19 protein-coding genes, 3 pseudogenes and 1 riboswitch are annotated in these 21,930 nt (G+C 68.9%); of the genes and pseudogenes, 11 read left to right on the forward strand and 11 right to left on the reverse strand.

Annotation, left to right across the window (positions count from 1 at the left end; genetic code table 11):
- Window positions 1–199: 199 nt before the first annotated feature.
- Window positions 200–2,248 (forward strand): spermidine synthase, encoded by a 2,049-nt coding sequence (locus ACFY1J_RS20390; protein ID WP_390707779.1) that lies wholly within the window; start codon window positions 200–202, stop codon window positions 2,246–2,248.
- Between the two features lie 428 nt (window positions 2,249–2,676).
- Window positions 2,677–2,994 (forward strand): annotated as a pseudogene (locus tag ACFY1J_RS20395) (GNAT family N-acetyltransferase); the annotation flags it as partial.
- Here ACFY1J_RS20395 and ACFY1J_RS20400 read toward each other — a convergent pair.
- Window positions 2,941–3,381, reverse strand: a complete 441-nt coding sequence (locus tag ACFY1J_RS20400) for a DDE-type integrase/transposase/recombinase (protein ID WP_390708096.1) — start codon at window positions 3,379–3,381, stop codon at window positions 2,941–2,943. The pseudogene ACFY1J_RS20395 and the gene ACFY1J_RS20400 overlap by 54 nt on opposite strands.
- Before the next feature lie 462 nt (window positions 3,382–3,843).
- On the opposite strand from ACFY1J_RS20400, the gene ACFY1J_RS20405 reads away from it, so the two are divergent.
- From ACFY1J_RS20405 to ACFY1J_RS20420, 4 genes and pseudogenes are all read left to right on the forward strand, one after another.
- Window positions 3,844–4,047, forward strand: a complete 204-nt coding sequence (locus tag ACFY1J_RS20405) for a cold-shock protein (RefSeq protein WP_037751662.1) — start codon at window positions 3,844–3,846, stop codon at window positions 4,045–4,047.
- Window positions 4,048–4,445: 398 nt separating this feature from the next.
- Window positions 4,446–4,570: pseudogene (locus tag ACFY1J_RS20410) on the forward strand (IS5/IS1182 family transposase); the annotation flags it as partial.
- A gap of 198 nt (window positions 4,571–4,768) precedes the next feature.
- A complete protein-coding gene (locus ACFY1J_RS20415; protein ID WP_390707780.1) occupies window positions 4,769–5,305 on the forward strand; it encodes a hypothetical protein in 537 nt (178 codons plus the stop codon).
- A gap of 208 nt (window positions 5,306–5,513) precedes the next feature.
- Window positions 5,514–6,347 carry a PIG-L family deacetylase gene (locus tag ACFY1J_RS20420; protein ID WP_390708097.1) on the forward strand — a complete coding sequence of 278 codons (834 nt, stop codon included), beginning with the start codon at window positions 5,514–5,516 and terminating at the stop codon, window positions 6,345–6,347.
- Between the two features lie 299 nt (window positions 6,348–6,646).
- Here the strand turns inward: ACFY1J_RS20420 and ACFY1J_RS20425 are convergent, their stop codons facing one another.
- From ACFY1J_RS20425 to ACFY1J_RS20455, 7 genes are all read right to left on the reverse strand, one after another.
- Entirely contained in the window at window positions 6,647–7,246 is a 600-nt protein-coding gene (locus ACFY1J_RS20425) for a TIGR03086 family metal-binding protein (protein ID WP_390707781.1), read from the reverse strand.
- 4 nt (window positions 7,247–7,250) lie between these two features.
- On the reverse strand, window positions 7,251–7,784 hold the full coding sequence (locus ACFY1J_RS20430) for an SRPBCC family protein (RefSeq protein ID WP_390707782.1): 534 nt from the start codon (window positions 7,782–7,784) through the stop codon (window positions 7,251–7,253).
- Complete coding sequence (locus ACFY1J_RS20435; RefSeq protein WP_390707783.1) at window positions 7,781–8,155, reverse strand: ArsR/SmtB family transcription factor; 375 nt, start codon at window positions 8,153–8,155, stop codon at window positions 7,781–7,783. The genes ACFY1J_RS20430 and ACFY1J_RS20435 overlap by 4 nt, the downstream gene beginning before the upstream one ends.
- Window positions 8,156–8,366: 211 nt before the next feature.
- On the reverse strand, window positions 8,367–10,478 hold the full coding sequence (locus ACFY1J_RS20440; protein WP_390731616.1) for a PQQ-binding-like beta-propeller repeat protein: 2,112 nt from the start codon (window positions 10,476–10,478) through the stop codon (window positions 8,367–8,369).
- A gap of 418 nt (window positions 10,479–10,896) precedes the next feature.
- Window positions 10,897–12,201, reverse strand: a complete 1,305-nt coding sequence (locus tag ACFY1J_RS20445; RefSeq protein WP_390707785.1) for an NAD(P)/FAD-dependent oxidoreductase — start codon at window positions 12,199–12,201, stop codon at window positions 10,897–10,899.
- A 193-nt stretch (window positions 12,202–12,394) separates the two neighbouring features.
- The gene (locus ACFY1J_RS20450; RefSeq protein WP_390708098.1) at window positions 12,395–12,547 is read right to left on the reverse strand and encodes an RICIN domain-containing protein; all 153 of its coding nucleotides are present in this window, start codon (window positions 12,545–12,547) and stop codon (window positions 12,395–12,397) included.
- A complete protein-coding gene (locus ACFY1J_RS20455) occupies window positions 12,475–12,792 on the reverse strand; it encodes an RICIN domain-containing protein (RefSeq protein ID WP_390731617.1) in 318 nt (105 codons plus the stop codon). Before ACFY1J_RS20455 ends, ACFY1J_RS20450 begins: the two co-directional genes overlap by 73 nt.
- Before the next feature lie 239 nt (window positions 12,793–13,031).
- Between ACFY1J_RS20455 and ACFY1J_RS20460 the strand changes: the two genes are divergently transcribed.
- Window positions 13,032–13,325 carry a hypothetical protein gene (locus ACFY1J_RS20460; RefSeq protein WP_390731618.1) on the forward strand — a complete coding sequence of 98 codons (294 nt, stop codon included), beginning with the start codon at window positions 13,032–13,034 and terminating at the stop codon, window positions 13,323–13,325.
- Between the two features lie 319 nt (window positions 13,326–13,644).
- On the opposite strand, the gene ACFY1J_RS20465 is transcribed toward ACFY1J_RS20460, so the two are convergent.
- Window positions 13,645–15,096, reverse strand: coding sequence for a nitronate monooxygenase (locus ACFY1J_RS20465; protein ID WP_390731619.1), 1,452 nt, complete (start codon window positions 15,094–15,096; stop codon window positions 13,645–13,647).
- Between the two features lie 270 nt (window positions 15,097–15,366).
- Window positions 15,367–16,497 carry a nicotinate-nucleotide--dimethylbenzimidazole phosphoribosyltransferase gene (gene cobT, locus ACFY1J_RS20470; RefSeq protein ID WP_390731620.1) on the reverse strand — a complete coding sequence of 377 codons (1,131 nt, stop codon included), beginning with the start codon at window positions 16,495–16,497 and terminating at the stop codon, window positions 15,367–15,369.
- 89 nt (window positions 16,498–16,586) lie between these two features.
- Window positions 16,587–16,769, reverse strand: a riboswitch (cobalamin riboswitch).
- 248 nt (window positions 16,770–17,017) lie between these two features.
- On the opposite strand from cobT, the gene ACFY1J_RS20475 reads away from it, so the two are divergent.
- Window positions 17,018–18,391, forward strand: coding sequence for an FAD-binding oxidoreductase (locus ACFY1J_RS20475; RefSeq protein ID WP_390707788.1), 1,374 nt, complete (start codon window positions 17,018–17,020; stop codon window positions 18,389–18,391).
- A 59-nt stretch (window positions 18,392–18,450) separates the two neighbouring features.
- Window positions 18,451–20,028 carry an acetolactate synthase large subunit gene (locus ACFY1J_RS20480; protein WP_390731621.1) on the forward strand — a complete coding sequence of 526 codons (1,578 nt, stop codon included), beginning with the start codon at window positions 18,451–18,453 and terminating at the stop codon, window positions 20,026–20,028.
- Window positions 20,029–20,094: 66 nt separating this feature from the next.
- On the opposite strand, the gene ACFY1J_RS20485 is transcribed toward ACFY1J_RS20480, so the two are convergent.
- The gene (locus tag ACFY1J_RS20485) at window positions 20,095–20,343 is read right to left on the reverse strand and encodes a hypothetical protein (RefSeq protein ID WP_390707790.1); all 249 of its coding nucleotides are present in this window, start codon (window positions 20,341–20,343) and stop codon (window positions 20,095–20,097) included.
- A gap of 197 nt (window positions 20,344–20,540) precedes the next feature.
- On the opposite strand from ACFY1J_RS20485, the pseudogene ACFY1J_RS20490 reads away from it, so the two are divergent.
- Window positions 20,541–21,325 (forward strand): annotated as a pseudogene (locus ACFY1J_RS20490) (M55 family metallopeptidase); the annotation flags it as partial.
- A 137-nt stretch (window positions 21,326–21,462) separates the two neighbouring features.
- Window positions 21,463–21,927: a hypothetical protein gene (locus ACFY1J_RS20495; RefSeq protein ID WP_390708111.1), complete on the forward strand. Its 465-nt coding sequence runs from the start codon at window positions 21,463–21,465 to the stop codon at window positions 21,925–21,927.
- Window positions 21,928–21,930 lie beyond the last annotated feature (3 nt).

Below are 21,930 nucleotides of genomic sequence, written 5' to 3' on the forward strand. Positions count from 1 at the left end.
CGAGAAACGCGATGCAGCAGCGTCGGCGGATGGGCGAGCCTCCCTTTGCCAGACGCCGACCGAGAAGACTCCGTGTCCCAGGTCGGCGGGGTGCTGCTGGTGGCGATGACGCACAAGGCCGACCTGAATCAGGAAATATCGTCACAAAATCGGCAAGTCGCCTCGACTCGCCGCACCGCAGATGGCACCGTAAATGCGCGTGAAACTGATCAGAACCAGACAAACCGACCGCTCGGTGCGCTGGAGGCTACTGCTGGCCAGCGCCACCATGCTCTTCGTCGAGCTGGCGCTGATCAGATGGGCGGGGGCCAACGTCGTCCACCTCAGCTACTTTTCGAACTTCATCCTGCTGGGGTCGTTCCTGGGCATCGGCATCGGGTTCCTGATCCCCGCCGCGCGCGGGCAGTGGCTCAAACGCTGGGCACCGGTCCCGCTCGCGGTTCTCGTGATCCTGGTACGCGAGTTTCCGGTGCAGGTGCGTCAGAGCAGCGACCAGGTCATTTACTTCACCGCCGTAAAGACCACCGGCTTCCCCGAGTGGGTGACGCTGCCGGCCATCTTCCTGCTCACCGCGGTGATCATGACCGCGATCGGAAAGATCACCGCCGATCTCTTCCGCCGGCTTCCCTCGCTCGATGCCTACCGCTACGACCTGCTCGGCAGCATCACCGGCTCGGTGTCCTTCGCCCTGGTCTCCTGGCTCCGCGCTCCGTCGGTCGTATGGGGCGTACTCGCCGCCGTGGCCCTGCTGATCCTTGGGGGACGGAGCAACACCCTGCGGTACGGCGTCCCTCTGACGGCGATGGTCGCTGTGCTGTTCGTGGAGACGACGACGGCCGGCATCTCCTGGTCGCCCTACTACAAGATCCAGCTCACGGCCTCGACGTCCACCACCCGGGGCTACCACATCTCCGCCAACGGCGTCCCGCACCAGAGCATCGCGCCACTCTGGGCGCTGATGCAGAAGAACTCGCCCTATCGGCAACCGTACGACCGGACGCCCGGCAACCCGCACCGGCGCGTGCTGGTCATCGGGGCCGGCAACGGCAATGACGTCGCGGTCGCGCTGGCGCACGGAGCGTGGCGCGTGGACGCGGTCGAGATCGATCCCCGGCTGCAGCAGATCGGCGCACAACTGCACCCCGCAAAGCCGTACGACGACCCCAGGGTGCACGTCCACATCAACGACGGTCGTGCCTTCCTGGAGCGGACGAAGGCCAAGTACGACCTCATCGTCCTGGCGCTGCCGGACTCGCTGACGCTGGTGGCCGGCGCGAGCAATCTGCGGCTGGAGAGCTACCTGTTCACCCAACAGGCGTTCAAGGCCGCGCGCGATCATCTGGCGCCGCATGGCGCGTTCGCCATGTACAACTACTATCGGAAGAGCTGGCTGGTCGACCGCTTCGCCGGCTCCCTCGATGATCTCTACGGCCACGCCCCCTGTATGACGACGTTCAGCAAGAACGCGGCCGTGCTGGTGGCCGGGATGACGACCGCCGACCAGTCGTGTCAGCAGATCTGGCAGCCCAGCGGCACGGTCCCGGAGGCCGCAACCGACGACCATCCTTTCCCGTATCTGCTCCACCGGGACATTCCCACGCTCTACCTGGGCGCACTGGGCGCCATCCTGCTGGTGACGCTCCTGGCGGTGCGCCTGACCGGGGTTCGCATCCGAAGCACGGTCCGTTACACCGACATGTTCTTGATGGGCGCAGCCTTCATGTTGCTCGAAACGAAGAACGTGATCGGTTTCGCGCTCTACTTCGGCACGACCTGGCTGGTCAACGCCCTGGTCTTCATCGGCGTCCTGCTCGCCGTCCTCGCGGCGGTCGAGGTCCGGCGCCGACTGCGGCGGGTCAGCCAACTGCCGCTTCAGCTCCTGCTCTTCGGCACCCTCGCGGTAGCCTGGCTCGTCCCGGCGCACGCCGTGCTCTCGCTGCCCTTCGCCGGACGGCTCGCCGCCGCCATCGCCTTGGCCTTCGCCCCCATCTTCTGCGCCAACCTCATCTTCTCGGACCGCCTCGCACTCGCCCCGGACCCGACATCCGCGTTCGGCGCGAATCTGCTGGGCGCGCTGACCGGGGGCGCACTCGAATATCTGGCCCTACTGACGGGCTATCAGACGCTCCTGCTGGGCGTCGCCCTGCTGTACCTGGGGGCGTGCATCGCCATGCGGTTCGCCGGGCCCGGGCCCGGCGCGCAGTCGCCATCGGTACCGGACGAGACGGTGGCCCTCAACAGCCCGTAGAGCTCGCAAGGAGGAGACGGACCACAGCCCTGCCGAACGGCACACTCACCGAGTACGCCTGGGGTCATCGACGAGTCCCACGCCACCACCAGCGCCCTGGGTATTGCCTGGGTCGCCATCCCCGGCCAGACCCGCATCCCCGCCAACTTCCGCCTCGACCTGACCGTCCAATTACCCATTTTCGGGGCTCCACAATGGAGCCTCCGGCCTTCGGGTCCGTCATGACTGCCCCTTCTGTTGAGCACCGGCTTCACCCGAGCCGGAAGGGCTCTCCGTAACGTGGATGTGGCAGCTCGATGCCCTGGCAAGGCCGGACGGGAGCGTGAGCGGAGGGGTCTGCACCGGATCGACACCGGCGACATCGACGTCTGCCTCTCGAACCCCAGCCGTCGGCCGCAGTCACCTGACCAGCGGCTCTGCGATGAGGAGCGGCCGGATTGCCGTACGCGGATGCCCGGTGTCTGGTCGCGTACGACGACCAGGGCAACGCGGTGGCGGCGGTGACGGTGTGGTCGGCCGGTCCGGGCAAGCCCGGGCGGCTCGAGCCGATGGGCGTGCACCCGGAGCATCGCGGTCACGGCTACGGCAAGGCGATCACCGTCGCCGCGGCGGCCGCACTCCAGGAGCTGGGCTCGTCGAGCGCGATCGTCTGCACCCCGAGCTCCGATGTCGGCGCGGTCGCCACCTATGAGTCAGCCGGCTTCCAGCAACGCCCTGAGATCCGGGACCGACGCCGGGACGCCTAGGCCGCACCAGGGTTGGGCCGGACAGTCACGCGAGCGACGGCCATCGATCGGCCGCCCACTCCCCCGACCACCGCGAAGGCGCCCCCAAATGCCCGATCCCTTGTTGATGCCCCCGCACCACAAGGCCATCTCCGGGGTATCCAGGGGAAGATCGGTGCGCATGTGGGGCGCGAACTGCCATCCCCCGATCATCCGCGAGTAGACGTCGAGGACGAACGCGACGTAGACCCAGCCGGAACAGGTCCGAACATGGGTCAGGTCCGCGACCTGCGGCTGGTTGGGCCGCGTCGCGGTGAAGTGCCGGTTGACCAGCTCCGGCGGGCGAGGAGCGGCGGGCTCGGGACCGTGGTCCGGCAGCGTCGGGCCGCGGATGACGTCGGCCGCAATGACTCCGAGGCGATCATGTCTGGCTTCAGGGCCGCTACAAAATCCGGTTCAGCTCATGGACCAGCGAGACGAGGATTCGGCCACAGCCACGACGAAGGTCAGAATCTGGGCCTCTTCGGTATTCCGACGTTGAGCATCCACCATGGCAGCGGTGACGTCTTCCTTCGCATCCGGACGACGCGGACAACGCGTAACCGGTCGGCCCCCGCGACAGTCCCCGGGAGGCTCCGGGCGAGCACGTACCAGCCCCCGTCGACCCAAGCCGTAACACTGCCTGGCCCGCTGGGGGCTTACTCACTGGTAACGGGTGGGGTCGCAGTGTAACGTCGCTGTCAGATGTCGTGGTTCGCAGTACCTGCCCGCGCCGTGGTGCGGGCGTTTTGCTGTGCAGTGCCCGAGGACCAGGACGACCACCTCCGGGTCCGCGCGGTGCGGACCCGCCATCGAATGGAAGGCACAGACATGGCCAGCGGCACCGTCAAGTGGTTCAACGCCGAAAAGGGCTTCGGCTTCATCGCGCAGGACGGGGGCGGCCCCGACGTCTTCGCGCACTACTCCAACATCAACGCGAGCGGCTTCCGCGAGCTCCAGGAGGGCCAGGCCGTCACCTTCGACATCACCCAGGGCCAGAAGGGCCCGCAGGCGGAGAACATCACCCCCGCCTGACCGGATGCCAAAGACGATGCACGGTGCCCCCAAGCGCTCGCCGCACCAACGGCACCGTGCATCGCGGCACAGCAGCCGACTGGGCTCAGCCGAATCCGAGGCTGCTCAGGGCAGCGGTCCAGCCGGTGACAATGGCACGCTGCGCGGCCACGAGAGTGACCTTGCCGGAACAGACCGCGGTGTGCAGCCTCGTCGCCACCCGGTCCTCCTTGTTACTGACCCACCGCCCGTCCTGTGGCCCGCGTCCGACGGCTCCACCCACAGGTTGCGGAGATCATTGGAGTCGCTGCCGCACTGCAGGCCGATCAGGTGGTCGAACTCGGCATCCCCCATCCGGCCTGTGCAGCCGCGGCAGGCGGCAGATCGTCGACGCCAGGTTCGCCTGAGCAACGGCAGGGGACCACCAGGTCGTCATTGATGCCGACACCCGGCTCGTCGTCCTGGTCGGCCGGCCCCTGGCCGCAACGACTGCAAGGCATGGACGGAATCTGGTGCGCGGGACGCCGTAGGTACGGCTACGACGAACTCTGGGCGACGGCGTCTACTACGCCATGCCCGGAACAGCCCTTGTGCGGTATTCGGTCCGTTCCAGTTCGACCGTCACCATTACGATGACGCCTTGTGGGCCCTGAGCTCGGCGATCGGCTCTGACGTCGACGACATGCGCGCATGAGCGCTGCCGGGGCGCGGCCTGCTGGGCTGAAGGACGGGGAAGCGGCTCATGGAAAGGTTCGAGATAGAAAGCCTGGCGCTCATGCCTGGCCAGAAGGTTCAGGCCAAGGTCCTGAGCCATCACCCATGGGGTGTGCTCGTTGAGCTCGTCGGTTACGAATACGTCGGCCTGTCCGTCTCCATCGACATGATCGAGCAGTTCTCCCGGACCACGAGCAGCCATGACGAACTACTCACGCTCTTTCCACCCATCGGTTCACAGATCGATGCGGTGATCGAGCAGATCCATCGCTGGCATCCGCCGGTATCAGTGCGGCTCAGCATCCGACCTGCTGACCTGGAATCACTCACCTGGCACTGCGACTTCTGTGGTGAACCGATCACGCTCAGCCCAGGTGGAGACGCTCTCATCCTGGACTCGCGGAGCAATGACGGTCCAGGAAGCCACACCATCATCTCCCACCGGCACTGCCTGGCCGAGCGCATCCGCCCGGAGAACACTGGAGAGCGGGCGCGAGCATTGAAGATCGGGAAGATGTGCGGAGAGTCGCACGGTGCGCGCCCGACTGCCCACCGGCACGGCTGAGCTCGACAGCGCATTCGGCGGGCACCAACTGGCAGTTCAGACCAGCCCACGTCCGCTGCCCGATGCTCCGCATCGCCCCAGCAGCAGCGCCGGCGCCTGGAACAGATCATCCGCAACCACGGTGATCGCATCGAGGAAACCGGGCGACCCCTTGTACGCCTTTGCCGCAGACTCGGACCGAGGCCTTTTAACTCAGGAGGAATGCTTCATGAATGACCGGCACTTGACGCTCATGGCGGTGCACGCCCACCCCGACGATGAGGCCACTGGAACGGGAGGTGTCCTCGCACGATACGCGGCGGAAGGCATCCGCACGGTCCTCGTGACGTGCACCGACGGTGGTTGCGGAGACGGACCGGGCGGCGTCAAGCCGGGCGAGCCCGGGCACGATCCGGCAGCTGTGGCCTTGATGCGGCGTGAAGAACTTGAGGCAAGCTGCGACATCCTGAAGGTCAGTCATCTGGAGATGCTGGACTACGCCGACTCCGGGATGATGGGCTGGCCGACCAACGACGCCCCCGGATCCTTCTGGCAGACACCCGTGGAAGAGGGCGCTGCCCGACTCGCGGAACTCTTGCGCCGCTACCAACCCGATGTGGTCGTCACCTACGACGAGAACGGCTTCTACGGCCACCCCGACCACATCCAGGCGAATCGCATCACGATGGCGGCGCTGGCGATGACGGAGCCGACGCCGAAGGTGTACTGGACGACGGCGCCCCGCTCAATGATGCAGCGGTTCGGGGAGACCATGCGCGAGTTCGGCGCGGACTGGCAGGAGCCGGATCCAGCCGAGGCAGCCGCGATGGCCGAGATCGGACTCCCCGACGAGGAGATCACCACCTGGGTGGACACCAGCGCGTTCGGCCCTCAGAAGTTTGATGCCCTGGCCGCGCACGCCAGCCAGGGCGAAAACATCTTCTTCCTCAAGATGGGCCAGAAAAGGTTCACCGAGTTGATGGGCGTCGAGACCTTCGTACGGGTCCTGGACACCACCAGCGCCGCCGTGCCCGAGAACGACCTCTTCGCCGGACTGCGCTAGTAGTGCTTCGCTACGTCAAGTAATCTCGCCTGGTGGTGGGCATCTTCGTGGTGTGAAGCCGGGGGAAGTGGAACGGCTCCGGGATGAGTTGGCGGAGTTCGTTGCCGCGGGCAAGCACTTTGACCTGCCCAGGTTCGAGGCCGATAGCGCGGTCCGGTTCCTCGCCCGGCATTTTGACCGGAAGGTCACCTCACCGGCCAGAAGGTGAGCGGTAGCGGCGTCCGGTCTGCCCATCGGGCGCCGCTACCGCGGCACGGGTTGAGGCTGCGTATCCCGGATCTTGTTGATGCGCTGGGCCTTCAATGACCTGCGCCGACCCCGCCACGGTGCCTTCCGGCTCGGAAGGGTGTGCGGCCGATGAAGGCGAGCAAGCGAGTCTGGACGTCGGCGCTTTCGGGCACCTCGACCCGCGGTCCGTACTGCCCGCTCGCACGGAGCACGTCGTCCAGCGGCAGCATCCCGTCGAGCAACTGGGCGCATTTGACAGGATCGAGGTGTTCGTCCTGGCCGGTGGCCCGTGACAGGTCCCAGGTGTGCATGAAGACATCGGCGGTGTAGAACCGGTCGACCGCCTGGTCCAGTGGGATCTCTCCGATGTGCGGGTTCGACAGCAGCTTGTGTGCGGTGGCCGGATCGTCGAGGAGGGCCTGCACGCCATCGCGGTGCATCTCCCAGGCGGCCACCGGGTCCTCGTCCACCGAGGGCCCTTTCGGCAGTTCGACTCCGGCGCCGGCTTTGAGGAAGTCGGGGAGCCACTCGACGAGGTGACGTACGACGTCCCGGGCGACCCAACCCTCGCACGGCGCCGGGTTGTCCCATGCCTTTGGATCCGCGCCGCGTACGCGGTCGGTGAATACGCGTGCGACGATGCGGTGCTCATCGGCTGCTGATCTCGTCATGAGCTCAGGACTCCGTCTCGGTGCGTCGGTCGGCGTTGCCGGTCTGCCGGCGGTCGAGCAGCTCGTCGAGCCGCTCGTAGCCCTCGCGGACGCCGCGTTCCATACCACTCTTGATCATCGAATCGCGGGCTTCGACGGAGTCCATGAGTGACTTTCCGGTGACCCGGGTGCGACCACCGAGGTCCTCGAAGACGGCCGTCTCCAGGCTGACACCGTCCGGGAAACCCTCGTAGGTGAAGGTCTGCACGATGCGCTCGTTGGGGCGCACCTCGTGGAACACGCCGTGGAAGCCGTAGTCGGTCCCGTCCTCGTCGCGATGCACATAGCGGTACGACCCACCGTTGCGCGCGTCGTACTGGTCGATGAGCATCGTGAGCCCACGCGGGCCGAGCCACTGGACGACCAGTTCGGGGTCGGTGTACGCCCGGAACACGCGCTCCGGTGGCGCGTCGAACTCGCGGGTGATCACGATGGTGGGCTGAGTCGGGTCGGCCACGATCTGCGTCTCATTGCGGTGATGCGTGTGGGTGCTGCTCATGATGCCGCTGCCTCCGTCGGATCCGTCGGGGTGCCTGTCGCCGGTTGCTCGTCGTCCATCTGCTCCAGGAGGGCATCGAGACGGCGATAACGGTCCTCCGCCTCGCGCCGATAACGCTCGATCCACTTCGTCATCAGGTCGAAGACCTCTGCCTCGAGGTGGCAGGGCCGCCGCTGGGCGTCTCTGCTGCGACTGACCAGACCGGCGTCTTCCAGGACCTTGATGTGCTTGGACACGGCCTGCACCGTGACGTCGTACGGCTCGGCCAGTTCGTTGACGGTCGCGTCCCCGGCGGCGAGCCGGGCCACGATGTCACGTCGCGTGGGGTCGGCCAGTGCGGAGAACACCACCGAGAGCCGGTCGTCGGTCACCTGGCACCTCTCATATTCAACCGATTGGTTAAATACCCTACGAGCAGGGCTCCAGCTTGTCAACCAATCGGTTTAATAGCGGCGTGCTGTGCGCAGGTGCGCGGCGGAGCCATCCCAAACCGGCACGGAACCTGGCCCGACTCGGCGACTGCAGTCGCTCGCGGAGTGCGGACATCTGAACAGCAACCAGGCCACTGCCCACTGGAGGGAGTTATGCCGAGCTGCCCTCGATGGTGACATCCAGGGCGTACACGTTGTGGTCCTGACTGCCGACGTACACGAATCCGTCGGCCACCGCCGGCGACGATCGGACCCTGCCTCCGGTGGCGTAGGACCATTTCTTGTTCCCGGTGACCGCGTCCAAGGCGTACACGTTGTGGTCAGAGCAGCCGATGTATACGACGCCGTCGGCCACCGTCGGTGCCCCTTCGACCCTGCCGCCGGTGTCGAAGGCCCATCTCTTGCGCCCAGTAGCCGCATCCAAGGCGTACATCCTCTTGCTGCATCCCACGTACACGACCTTGTCGGCCACCGTCGGTGCCCCTTCGACCGTGCCGCCGGTGTCGAAGGCCCATCTCTTGCGCCCGGTGGCCGCGTCCAGGGCGTACGTCCTCTTGCTGCTGCCGACATACATCACCCCGTCGGCCACCGTCGGCGACGTGAAGCGCCAGTCCTCCGGCGTGTTGTCCCACCCGTTCTTTTTGCTGTAGCCCCAGTTGCTTGCGCCACGTGCCCATTTCACTTTCCCGGTGGTCTCCTCCAGGGCGGTCACGGAGTTGTAGCCGGCGATATACACCACTCCCTGGGTCGCCGCCGGCACCTCAAGGGCGGAATCGCACGAGACGGTCCATTTCTCGTTCCCAGTGGCCGCGTCCAGGGCGGTCACGGAGTTGTAGCCGGCGATGTACACCACCGCCTCGACCACCGCCGGCGCCGCTTCGAACTTGCCGCCGGTGGCATAGGCCCACTTCCTCTCCCCCGTAGCGGCGTCCAGGGCGTACACGCTCCCGTCGGCGCTGCCGCTGTACACCACCCCGTCCACCACCGTCGGCGTCCCTTCGACCTTGCCGCCGGTGGCGTAGGCCCACTTCTTCTTCCCGGTCGTCGCGTCCAGGGCGTACAAGCTTCCATCGGTGCTGCCGATGTATACGACCCCGTCCGCCACCGTCGGCGACGACGTGACCACATCGCCGGTGGCGTATCGCCACCGGCGCCGTGGGTCGCGGCTCTTGGAAGCGACCTCGGGGGGCTTGTGGTCGGTGGTGTTGTGGTCGAACAGGTCGACGGCGACGGCGACACTGGTACCGAGGGCGGCGGTGATACCGGCGCCGATGCCGAGCCGCAGCGCGGTGCGACGGTTGAGGCGCCCCGCCTGCATCGGCGTGCCTGCGGCCGGTCCAGGCACGGGCACCGGCGTTCGGGCTGCGCCGGGACCGGCACCGGTGAGCGGGGCGGTGACGGTCTTCGTGTCCGCGCCGGACAGGTCGACTCCGGTACCGGGTGCCGGGGTTGCGGCGGAAAGTTCGCGGAGGCGATCGCGGATCTCGGCCGCTGATGAGGGGCGGTCGCCGGGATCCTTGGCGAGGAGGGCCATGACCAGGTCGTCCAGGGCGGCGGGCACACCGGGTCGAGCCCGGCCCGGTGGCTCCGGGGTTGTGTTCAGGTGGGCGGCCATCATCGCAACCGGCTCTGTGGCCTTGAAGGGGGTGCTTCCGGTGAGGAGTTCGTGGAGCACGCAGCCCAGGGAGTACAGGTCGGAGCGGGGTTCGGCAGGGAGATCGCCGAAACGCTCGGGGGGCATGTAGGCAAGCGTGCCGATGACCTTGCTCGACTTGTGTGTGGACGCTACGTATCGGGCGATCCCGAAGTCGAGGATCTTGATCCGACCGTCCGGGGTGAGCATGAGGTTCGCCGGTTTCAGGTCCCGGTGCACTATCCCGGCCGCATGGGCGGCCTGCAGAGCCTCGGCGGTTTGTGCCGCCCACTCCACAGCAGTTGCCACCTGGGGAGCGCCGTCCTCGCGGAGCACCGTGTCCAAGTCCCGCCCGGTAAGGAACTCCATCACCAGGTAGAGGGTGCCGTCATCGGGGTCCTGACCCAGGTCGAAGACCGTCACCACGCCCGCGTGGCTCAGCCCGCCGGCGGTTCGAGCCTCGCGTAAGAAGAGCTCCGCGCCGGAGGCGTCCCGCCGGTCGTGCGGCAGCAGCTTGACCGCGACCCGGCGCTCGATCACACGATCGCGCCCCTCCCAGACCTCCCCCATACCGCCTCGGCTGACGAACGCGACCAACTCGTAACGGCCGCCCACAACTCGCAAAGCCACCCACACCCCCGTCCGGACGCCTGCCAAGTCCTACGCGTCACACCGGACCCGCCCCGGCGAAACCACACCGACGATCCCACACCCACCACCTGCCCACCGGCAGCACGAGAGGTTCATCTCCCTTCGGTTCCCTCGATCTCCCCTCCAGAAATCCGCAAACCCTCCGGCTTGGAGGCGCGCCGAGTTCGACCAGGAACGCCATGGCAATGTCCCTTTCTCCTCATTACCAGGCCGCCGGGCTTCGCCGGGAGGCCTCCCCGACGACGTCGATCCCACCCTCCTGCTGGGGAGCCCTGTCGAGTCGGGGCATCAAACTTGCCTGCATGCAAGGCCAGTTGCCCAGCCGGACGAGGTCCGTATCACCCAAGCGCCTGACCCTCAGCGGTCCCCGTCACCTGCAGTCGACCTGAACCGGTGCCTATCCCAACACTGTTCCGGAGGAGGCGGTGTTGACCTCGCGCTTGCGGGAGAAGACTCCGAGGTTGACGTCGTGACCGGTGTGCGGGCAGGTGTAGTGGACGGGTTCGGTGTCGTGGTCGTGCCCGTTCTCGACGGCGTCGATGATCCGGTCCAGGAGGGAGCCGATGATCGGAGCGTTCTTGAACTGGTTGCCGCTGGTGCCGATGCCGACATAGAACCCCGGCAGCGCCGTCCTGTCGTAGATCGGCGTCCAGTCGTCGGCGACGTCGTAGACGCCGGCGATGCCCTTGGGCCGGTTCGGGACGGTCAGGTCGGGGAAGCGCCGGGCGGCGCGGGTGACCTGGGCCTCGAACCGCTCCACGGTGGGGTTGAGGTTGACGGCGTCGGGATCCTCGATCCACTCCAACGGGTCGCACTCCGGCTCGGTGCCTCCGACGAGCATGTTCCCGCCGGATTCCGGTCGCAGATACGTGCCCAGGTCGAGGTCGCCGATCACGGGGAAGTGGGCGTCCGGCGCGAGCAGAGGTGCCGGGGCCGCCACATGGTGCACCTCCTGGCGCATGGGGGCGACACCGATCGTGAAGTCCGCTGTGGCGCCCGCCATCTTGTTGACGGTGCTGGACCAGGGCCCGGCGGCGTTCACCACGATCGGGGCTTCGACGGGTTCCTGACCGTCGATCTCCACGCGCCACACCTCGCCCACACGGGTGATGGACGTGACCTGTCGCCGGTAGGCGAAGCGGGCGCCCCGGTGCGCGGCCGCGGCCGCGAGGTTGGCGGCGGCGAGGCGCGGGTCGTCCACATACCCGGCGTCGGGCGTGTAGATGGCTCCCAGGCTGCCGTGCGGGTCGTCGAAGAACTCCTCGGAATCCACTCGCTTGGGCGGGTAAAAAGCTCCGGTGTCGATGCCGCGCACCCGACTCGCGAGCGTCTGGGCGTCCCACTCCTCGTACGGGACGCCCGCACGGTCGAAGAGGGCTGCCTGCGTCTTTCGTGGAAGAAGCGGGACGTCGAGCAGGACCTTGCCGCAGCGGTGGAACCGGGCCAGGCCGTTGGGGTCCCGGTAACCCAGGTACTCCTCCCATGCCTCCCATCGGAACTTCGACTCCCAGGCGACGGCGACCCCGTCCCAGGTCGAGAAGTTGAATCGGATGACGGCGCTGGAGGCGCTGGTGGATCCCATTCCGGCACCACCGGCCTTGTCGACGACCAGCACGTCCAGGCCACGTCGTGACAGCTCCAAGGCCGTGCCGGAGCCGACGATTCCTGCCCCGATGACAAGGACATCCGCTGTGGTAGCCACTGAGTACTCCGTTCGCTGATGAGGTACTCATGCTCCCCGGCAGCGGGACCCACTCCTAGCGACAAGCGGCGGAACATCGCCCGCCCGTTTTCATGCATCCGTATCGCGTTTTCATGCATCCGTATCGCGCGCCGCCAACGCGAGGGCCCCGCGGCGGCCTGTGCCTGCCGGCGGGGCCCCTGGGATGGGCGGCTCAGCGCGACGTGAGCTTCCAGAGGTGGTCGGCGGTGGCGTTGTCGGTCCACTGGAGAACCTGGGCGCCGGAGGAGGTGCTCATCCGGTCGACGCCGAGGAGGCGGCCGCTGTTGTAGTTGGCGATCTTGTAGAAGCCGTCGCGGGCCGGGATGACCTGCCAGAGGTGGTGGTGCCGTTGTCACCCCAGATCAGGGCGGTGCCGCCGTCGGCCGTACTCATGTTGTTGATGCCGAGCACCAGCCCGCTCTTCTGGTTGACGATCTTGTACAGGATGCCGGCGTTCGCGGTGTCGAGGGCGAGACCGCTGTTCTTGTTGGTGATCTGGTAGCGGCCGGCGAGCGAGGTGGAGGTGCCGGTGGGGGTGATCACCAGGTGGTAGCCGTCGGTGGCGTTCATGGTGATGGGCACGGTGATCGAGCCGTTGGAGACGGTGTAGTCGGTGTCGGAGATGGTGATCGGTCCGGACGAGGCGGTGGTGCGGCCGGTGTTCGGGCTGTACTCCAGCTTGACGTGGACGGTGCTGCCGAAGGCCGAGGGAAAAGAGCCCGTTGACGGTCACGGCGCAGGAGCCGTTGCAGCCGCCGGCGATGACGCTGATCCGGTTGCCGGCGCCGTTGAGGGAGGCGAGACCATCGATGCCGGTCTGGGCGGGCGGCGTGGTGGGCTCGGCCATGGGCGGCAACCGTCTCACGCTCACCGTGCTCGGGCACCACTTCGGCCTGTGCCTGCCCAAAAGCAGCGTGCTGCGCGCACCGCTGCCCGCCTACACGGTCCGCGGCCCGCTCAGCCTGGGCCCGGACCCCGATGTCGACATCATCCGCACCTGGGCCGCTGAGCACGGCTACTCCCTGAGCTGGGGCCGCAGCGGCCACGTACCGGCCTCGCTCCGCGCCGCGTATGCACACACCACCGGTACGCGCTCAAGCTGAGGCCGGAACAGGGGTGGTGGGTTGGGCCGGGGCAGAGTCGTCTTGGGCGGCCGTCTTGAGAAGTCGCACAACGCCTGCCGCTGCCTGGAGAACCCTGCCGCCTACACACCCAGAAGGCACGCGAACGCCTCCGTCCCCCACCCGACCAGCACAACGACAAACTCCAGCCCTGACCGACGATCTCACCGCAGACGAGCCGCACCCAGCTCCAACTCGCCATCGTCGACCGGCACATGGTCAAGGACGAGCCTGTCCGCCGACGCACGGCGTCAGGTGCGGCAGCGCCCTGGCCTGCTGTCAGGCCACCCTGTTCGGCCGCTCACACGGATACCTCCGCCAGGCCCGCGGACAGCCATCGCACCACCGACTCCGCGCTGTACGGCTGTCCTTGGGGGGCGATCTGCGGCAGGAAGCCGAGGTCCTGGCCGATGGTGACGATGGGGGGCTCCACCATGCCGTGCGGACGGCGCTGCCCGAGCCCGACGGCGGCCAGCAGCCCGTTGCACAGGCACTGCCGTCCTTCGGTCTGCTCGGCGGCACCGCCCTTGCGGACGTACATCGCGCCGGGCTCCGCCGGGCAGCGATAGCCGATGGCGCCGTGCTCGGTGCGGTAGGGGGTGCGCAGATAGCCGAGGTCGCAGACGCGGGGGCGCGCCGAGCTCACGCGGGGGTCGGCCAACGTGCCCGGCAGGTCGGCGACCTTGAACGGAAAAGTGGTCGGAGAGGCCGCAGGATCGTTGCGCACGGTCAGTGCGGAGCGAAGCTCGCGCTCGACCAGCTCCCGCCGCAACTGCGGATCAAGGCCGGACTCTTCGCAGAGCGCGAAGACACTGCCGAGTTGGACGCCGGCCGCGCCCGCTTCCCTCGCCTGGCGAAGCTGGTCCGGTCCGCACTGGCCGCCCGCGATCCAGAAGGGCAGGCCGAGGGCGGCCATCTTCGCGAAATCAGGGGTGTCCCGGGGGCCGTAGAGGGGATCGCCCTGCTCGTCCAGGCGCATCGGCCCGCGCGGCGGCGCGCTGTGCCCGCCGGCGCGGTGACCTTCGACGACGAAGCCGTCCGGGGTGGTCTCCGGGGAACGGTTCAGATACGACGCCAGGGCCGGCAGCGAGACGATGGCCAGGACGTCGGGACGGCGCAGGGGCCCCGGCTGTGCTCCGCACAGCACTGCGGCCGGGTCGAAGCGCAGTTCCACGGGCTTGTCGTCACCGTCGACGTCCAATCGCGCGGTGACGGGCTGCAGTTGGGCGAGCCGGGTCGCGATGCCCGGGATCTGTGCGGGAATGCCCGCACCGACCAGCACATAGTCCACGCCGGCCAGGATCGCGCCGAACATGGCGGGGACCGTGGCGAGTTGGACCTTCTCCAGGTAGTTGACGCCGACCGGCCCTTCGTGGCCTTCCCGGGCGAGCCACACCTCGCAGAAGTTGGCCACGACAGTCAGTGACCGGGCCGGGCACGCTTCGTCAGCCGTCAGCCGGGGTGTGGCCGCGAACCGCTCGCCGGCGCCGATCCCGCCCTCGACGAAGTAGCGCTCCCGAATGGAATCGGCAAGCTCCGGTACGGGGAAGGCGGCCAGCGCCCGCCTCAGGTGGCCGCCCGGGTCACCGCTCTGCAGCACCCGGATGAGCAGGGTGTCCAGGGCGGTACCGGAGACGACACCCAACTGCCCGGTACGCGCGACGGCACGAGCCAGGCGCCAGCCGGACACCCCCACCCCCATTCCACCTTGGATCAGCCAGGGGAGGTCGGCCCTCGTCCGGGGTGTGCTCATGGGTCCTCGCAAGGATGGTAGCCGGGTCCGGAACACGTACTTACGGTTCCGTAACCTACGATACCGTAACCATACTTCGCGCCCTCCACCCCCAGGTCCGGTGCAATTCGCCCCAGTGTGGGACCCGCCACCGTGCGTGGTGCGTGACTGGGGTGACGCGGTCGGCCACACGCAGCCGGGTGGTGTGGTCAGCTGATCGGCTGACCGCACCACCCGGCAGAACAGGCGGCCCGACGGGACCCAGGCGGCGCCCGAGTCCCGCAGGCTGATTCAGCTGTGCTTGTTCGAGACCTCCGCGGAGTCGAATGTGGCCATGTCGCGCAAGGCACGCACCCCCGCCTGTACGAGCGGCAGGGCCAACACGGCACCGGTGCCCTCACCGAGCCGCAGCCCCAGGTCGACCAGCGGATGCAGGCCGAGGTGCCGCAGGGCGATGGTGTGACCGGGCTCGACCGAGCGGTGTCCGGCCACACAGGCGGCCAGGGCATCAGGGGACAGCGCGGCCGCGACCAGAGCCGCCGACGAGGCGATCACGCCGTCCAGGATCACCGGGACCCGGTGCACGGCGGCACCCAGCACGAACCCGGCGATCGCCGCGTGTTCCAGGCCGCCGACCGCCGCCACCGCCCCGACCGGGTCCTGCGGGTCCGGCCGGTGCAGCTCCAGAGCCCTGCGCACCACCCCCACCTTGTGCCGTCGAGCCGTGTCGTCGATTCCCGCTCCGTGACCGGTCACGTCTTCCGGGTCCGCACCGGTGAACGCAGCGATCAGTGCCGCGGACGCGGTCGTGTTGGCGATGCCCATGTCGCCGGTGAGCAGGCAGCGGCAGCCGTCGTCGACGAGTTCCGCGGCCACGGCGATACCGACCTCGATGGCGTGGATGGCCTCCTGACGGGTCATGGCCGGAGCGCGGGTCATGTCCGCGGTTCCCGCGCGGACCCGGCGGCGCAGCAGCATGCCCGGGGTCGTGTCCGAGGCCGGCACCGGAGTTGCGACGCCCACGTCCACCACGACCACCCTGGCTCCGGTCTGAGCGGCCAGGGCGTTCACTGCGGCGCCGGAGGCCAGGAAGTTGGCGACCATCTGAGTCGTCACCTCCTGCGGCCAGACGCTGACGCCCTGGGCGTGGACACCGTGGTCGGCGGCGAAGACGGCCACCGCGGCCGGCTCCGGCATCGGCGGCGGGCAGCTGCCCGCCAGGCCCGCGAGTTGGACCGACACGTCCTCCAGCAGGCCCAGCGAGCCGGGCGGCTTGGTCAGGTGGTTCTGGCGGTCACGGGCCGCGGTGCGGGCGCCGGAGTCCGCAGGAGTGATGGCGGCCAGGGTGCGCTCCAGCAACAGGCCGACGGCGGGGTCGGCAACAGGCCGACGGGTTGGATCGGAGCCGGACGAGGGCACCATGAAGGAAGTTCCTTCCGCTGTCGGCGGTTCTCCACGCCGCCGTGAACGGGCCGCGCCCGGGCGGGTAGTGCCTGGCTGCGGGACGGCCGGAATATCCTGGCTCCCGGATCTCGGCGCCCGGCTTGTACAGCACGGGCACCGGCGCCGACTCCCGGCCTTCCCAGCGGCCGGCTCGCACCGGCTGCCAGTGGCCATCTGCGGGAGGCGGCTCCCCGGTCACAGTGGCGGGCCCGCCCCGGACTTGGGCCATCGGGCCCGCACCGGAGTTCCTCCGCACCGTCGCCCGCATCCTGCCACACTCCGCCGTCGGCAAGCAGCCGCCCGACGGGATGTCCTGCCGGGCCGGTGCAGGTCGGCGCACGGCCGAACGCAAGGGACGTGCGGGCTGCGCCGCCGTGTCAGGACCGGCTCGGAAGGCATGCCGGTCCATATGGCCCTGGGTAAGGGCCGGACGGCCCCCTCCGGTGGGGTGGGTGCGCGGCCAGGATCGGCTGGAGCGGGGGGCCGACGAGGGGGTGCGATGGCGGACACCGAGGCGCTGCTGGCCGACGCCGTGGGGGCACGGCACGTTCTGGCCGGGGCAAAGATCCCCCCTGAGTACGCCGGTGACGAGTCACTGACCGCCGTACCGCAGACGCCCGCGTACCTGGTCCGGCCCGCCGCGGCCGCCGAGGTGGCGGACGTGCTCAGGATCGCCGGCGAGGCCGGGATCCCGGTGACCGCCCGCGGCTCGGGAACCGGCATGTCGGGGGGATGCGTGCCCCGGCCGGGCGGGATCACGGTCTCGTTCGAGCGAATGAACCGCATCCTGGAAGTGGACGCCGTCAATCACGTGGCCGTCGTGCAGCCCGGCGTCACCCTGGAGCAACTGGACCACGAGGCCGCCAAGTCCGGCCTTCACTATCCCGTGCGGCTCGGCGCGCCCACCGCCAGCATCGGCGGCACCATCGCCACCAACGCCGGCGGGATGCACGCCGTACGGCACGGGGTCACCCGCCACCATGTGCTCGCCGTCGAAGCCGTCCTGGCGTCCGGCGAGATCGTGCGCGGCGGCGGCAAGTACGTCAAGACGTCCACCGGCTACGACCTGGCCCAGCTCCTGGTCGGTTCCGAGGGCACGCTCGCCCTGGTCACGGAGGCGACGCTCCGGCTGCGGCCACGAGCCCGGCACTCCACGACCGTACTGGCGGCGTTCGCCTCGGCCGAGGACGTCTTCCGGTCGGTCCCGACGCTGGCGGGCGGGGGCCTGGAGCCGGCCGCGCTGGAGTACGTGGACCTGCTGGCCATGGCGGCGATCGCGGATGACCAGAAGACCGGGCTGGGCGTTCCCGCGTCCGTGCGCCTGACCGCGCTCGGCTATCTGCTCGTCGTGCTGGAGAGCCGCTCCGTGACGCGGCTCCAGGAGGATGTCGAGGCGGTCGGCGAGCAATTGCTCGAACACGGCGCGGTGGACGTCTTCGTGCTGCCCGCGGCCACGGCAAGGAGGCTGGTCGAGGCCCGTGAGCGAGCCTTCTGGACGGCGAAGGCGGCCGGTGCCGACGACATCGTGGACGTGGTCGTGCCGCGCAGCGAGTTGCACGGGCTGCTGGCCGCCGCCCAGGCAGCCGCCGAGGACACCGGGTCGCTGGTCACCGGCTGCGGCCACGCCGGCGACGGCAACGTGCATCTGTCGGTCTTCCAGCCGGACCCCGTCCGCCGCGACGAGGTGCTGCGGCGGCTGTTCCGGGCGGGCCTGGAGCGAGGCGGCGCCGTCTCCGGCGAGCACGGGATCGGCAGGGCGAAGAAGTCGTACTTCCTGGAGTTGGAGGACCCGGCCAGGGTAGAGCTGATGCACCGGATCAAGCACGCTTTCGACCCGGGCGGAATCCTCAATCCCGGTGTGCTCCTCGACTGAAGCCGCCGGCTCCTAATCCCCACGGGCATGACCATCACCAGGCGAGGACGGGACGAGACGTGAACGGTGCGGAAGCGGTCGTGGCGACCCTGCGGGCGTGCGGCGTGGAGGTGTACTTCGCCAACCCGGGCACATCCGAGATGCACCTGGTCGCCGCGCTGGACGAGGAACCGGCGCTCAGAGCCGTGCCCTGCCTGTTCGAAGGCGTCGCGACCGGGGCGGCCGACGGCTACGGCCGGATGACCGGCCGACCCGCCGCCACCCTGCTGCATCTCGGACCGGGCCTCGGCAACGGCCTGGCCAACCTTCACAACGCGCGGCGCGCGGCCACCCCGCTGGTCAACCTCGTCGGCGACCACGCCACGCACCACAAACCGCTGGACGCCCCACTCGAGTCGGACATCGACGCGCTCGCCGGGACCGTCTCCGGCTGGGTGCGCCGCTGCAGCGACGCACCGGCCGCCGGTCTCCACGCGGCTGCCGCCGTGGCCGCCGCCACGGCACCCCCCGGCCAGGTGGCCACGCTGATCCTGCCCGCCGACATCTCCTGGTCGCCGGGGGCCTCCCCGGCCCCGCCGCTGCCGTTGCAGCCGCCGGCACCCGTGCCGGACGACACGGTGACCGCCGTCGCCGCCGCACTGCGCTCCGGTGAACCGACCGCGATCCTGCTCGGTGGCCCGGCCACCCGCGCGCCGGCGCTGCGCGCGGCGGCCCGCGTCGCCGCCACCGGAGCCCGGCTGCTGTGCGAGACCTTTCCGGCACGCCTGGAGCGCGGCGCGGGCCTGCCCACCGTCGAGCGCCTCGGCTACCTGCCCGAGGGCGCTCGCGCCCAACTCCACGGCCTACGGCACCTGGTGCTGGTCGGCGCCCGCGCCCCGGTGTCCTTCTTCGCCTATCCGGAGACACCCGGTCTCCTCGTCCCTCGCGACTGCCACGTCCATACCCTGGCCGGCCCGGGCGACGACGCCGTACAGGCCCTTGCGCACCTGGCGGACCTGCTGCCGCACGCGACTGCGGCCACGGCGGCCCGGGCCAGGCCGGAGCCACCCGCGGGCGATCTGACCGGTGAGTCGGTCGCCACCGCTGTGGGAGCGCTGCTGCCGGAGGGGGCGATCGTGGTGGACGAGGCCAACACGTCCGGCCTGTGGCTGCCCGCGGCCACCGCCGGTGCCCCGCACCATGACTGGCTGACCCTCACCGGCGGTGCCATCGGCCAGGGCCTGCCGCTGGCCGTGGGCGCCGCGATCGCCTGCCCCGACCGGCCGGTGGTGTGCCTGGAGGCCGACGGCAGCGCCATGTACACCCCCCAGGCGCTGTGGACGATGGCCCGCGAGGGCTTGGACGTCACCATCGTCGTCTACGCCAACCAGTCGTACTCCGTCCTGGAGATGGAGTACGACCGCCTGGTACCGACCCGGGACGGCCGGGCTCGCGGGCGGGCCGCCCGGGACCTGCTGGACCTGTCCCGCCCGGACCTGGACTTCGCCGGACTCGCCCAGGCAATGGGAGTGCCCGCCGCCCGTGCCACCACCGCCGAGGAGTTCACCGCCCAGCTGGCCAAGGCCCTCAACGAGCCCGGCCCCCACGTCATCGAGGCCCGCGTGCCCCCGCTCTTCGGCCCAAGCCACGCGTCATGACGGCATGGCCGGACCAGGTGGGTGAAGGTCTGTGCCGCGAAGGCCGGTGACCCACCGATCACAAAATCAATTGTCCGACAAGGTGGCGTTCCGACGGTCCACGGCCTCAGCGAAGCAGAGCCAGCCGTCCACTTCGAAGTTCGTTTCAGCCGGCCGGAGCTCCAGGGCAGGTGCTGCGGCATCCAGCAGGCGCCGGACCGTCCCCGGCTCGTAGAGGTTGAGCCGGCTCTGGTCCTGAAGCCGTACCACTGTCCCCGACTCGAAGTAGCAGTTGGAAATGACTTCGGTCGGGGTTGGGGCGAAGACCAGGGACAATCGGCGCCCAGGACCTCTCAAGGTTCCCTCTGTGAACAAGGAGAGCGTCACGCGACAGTCGGCATAAGCAGGTCTCACTCGCTGCCGTACGGTCCAACACCAGGTGGCGTCGTCCGTGACGAGGCGACGAACGCGTCGATCCTTCTTCACCGGCCCACCTTAGAACACAGGCCCACCCGCGTTGAGGAGACTGCGCAATGCGGATCTACATCAGTGCGGACATGGAAGGCGTCACTGGGCTGGTGGATGCCGACGATGTCCAGCCCGGCGGCCGGGACTACGAGCGTGGACGGCTGATGATGGCCGAGGACGTCAACGCCGCCATCCGCGGCGCCGTCGCAGCGGGTGCCGACGACATCACCGTCAACGACGCGCACGGCCCGATGCGCAACTCGTGCCCGAGTCACTGCACCCGGCGGCGCGCCTCATCCGCGGCAAGCCCAAGCAGATGCTCATGCTCGAAGGACTCGGTCCCGAGCACGATGCCGCGGTCTTCGTCGGCCACCACTCACGGGCCGGTGCGCTCGGCGTACCGAGCCACAGCTTCATGGGGCACGAGATCGAAGACATGTGGCTGGACGGCCGGCCTGTGGGTGAGATCGGTCTGGCCCACGCCACCCGGCAAACCCTCGACGCCGGCATTGCAGCCGCCCAGGTGGGAAGTCGCCTCGGTGACAGCTCCCACGCCATCGACACCGTCGCCCGCAAGGCCGGCTGCGGCATGCCCGCCGACTTCGGCGGCCACGGCATCGGCCGCCGCATGCACGAAGACCCCCATGTCCCCAACCGCGGCCGCCCCGGCCGTGGTTTCCCCCTCCGCCACGGCCTGGTCCTAGCCCTCGAACCCATGCTCATGGCCGGCGGGCAGAACACCTACCGCACCGATATCGACGGCTGGACCCTGCGCACGACCGACGGCAGCAGGGCCGCCCACATCGAGCACACCGTCGCCATCACCGACCAGGGCCCCCGCATCCTGACCTGCGGTGGACACGCTTCGCACCCGTCCAACTGCTCAACGTGCAAACAGGCGAAGGCACTTCTAGAGTTGCTGTGCCTCGGCACGGCACGGCAATCGGGCTTCGTACGCCGAGGCCGCATCCGGGAGGAGAGATCATCATGCTGCGTTTCCGACGCCCTCGACGCTTACGTACACCCCACGGCGCGGTCATCGCCGGGCTCCTCGCCTGCCTGGCACTCTTCCTCACGCAGGGCACGGCCACCGCGTCGGCCACGGCCGAACCGTGGTCGGCGTCGTACGGCCCGGCCTCCACGGCGGGCACGTGGTGGTACCAATACGTGGACGGATCGTCGCCGGACAGGTGGGACGTAGTCTTCGACGGTCAACTGACGAACACCGACAGCGAGTGCTACTCCACCTGGTTCGCGGTGGTGTACGACATGAGCCCGCCGGTCTACACGAAGGCCGGCACTCGGTGCGGCGCGGGGACAGCGCCGGTGCACTACAGCTTCCCGAGCTACGGGTGGAGTTGGACCACCAACGTGTACGTGACCGTCTGCAAGGGAACCACGACTCACACCGACTGCGCGCCCCTGAAGTGGATTTCCACGGTCTGGACCTGATCA

Source organism: Streptomyces sp. NPDC001406 (assembly GCF_042895285.1).
Lineage (GTDB): Bacteria > Actinomycetota > Actinomycetes > Streptomycetales > Streptomycetaceae > Streptomyces.

What these genes read in the sequence shown, in the direction of transcription:
- ACFY1J_RS20405 (WP_037751662.1), top strand. Translation starts at nt 3,844, where the DNA reads ATGGCCAGCGGCACCGTCAAGTGGTTCAACGCCGAAAAGGGCTTCGGC.
- ACFY1J_RS20415 (WP_390707780.1), top strand. Translation starts at nt 4,769, where the DNA reads ATGGAAAGGTTCGAGATAGAAAGCCTGGCGCTCATGCCTGGCCAGAAG.
- ACFY1J_RS20420 (WP_390708097.1), top strand. Translation starts at nt 5,514, where the DNA reads ATGAATGACCGGCACTTGACGCTCATGGCGGTGCACGCCCACCCCGAC.
- ACFY1J_RS20425 (WP_390707781.1), bottom strand. Translation starts at nt 7,246, where the DNA reads ATGACGAGATCAGCAGCCGATGAGCACCGCATCGTCGCACGCGTATTC.
- ACFY1J_RS20430 (WP_390707782.1), bottom strand. Translation starts at nt 7,784, where the DNA reads ATGAGCAGCACCCACACGCATCACCGCAATGAGACGCAGATCGTGGCC.
- ACFY1J_RS20455 (WP_390731617.1), bottom strand. Translation starts at nt 12,792, where the DNA reads ATGAACGCCACCGACGGCTACCACCTGGTGATCACCCCCACCGGCACC.
- ACFY1J_RS20460 (WP_390731618.1), top strand. Translation starts at nt 13,032, where the DNA reads ATGCCGGTCTGGGCGGGCGGCGTGGTGGGCTCGGCCATGGGCGGCAAC.
- ACFY1J_RS20465 (WP_390731619.1), bottom strand. Translation starts at nt 15,096, where the DNA reads ATGAGCACACCCCGGACGAGGGCCGACCTCCCCTGGCTGATCCAAGGT.
- cobT (WP_390731620.1), bottom strand. Translation starts at nt 16,497, where the DNA reads ATGGTGCCCTCGTCCGGCTCCGATCCAACCCGTCGGCCTGTTGCCGAC.
- ACFY1J_RS20475 (WP_390707788.1), top strand. Translation starts at nt 17,018, where the DNA reads ATGGCGGACACCGAGGCGCTGCTGGCCGACGCCGTGGGGGCACGGCAC.
- ACFY1J_RS20495 (WP_390708111.1), top strand. Translation starts at nt 21,463, where the DNA reads ATGCTGCGTTTCCGACGCCCTCGACGCTTACGTACACCCCACGGCGCG.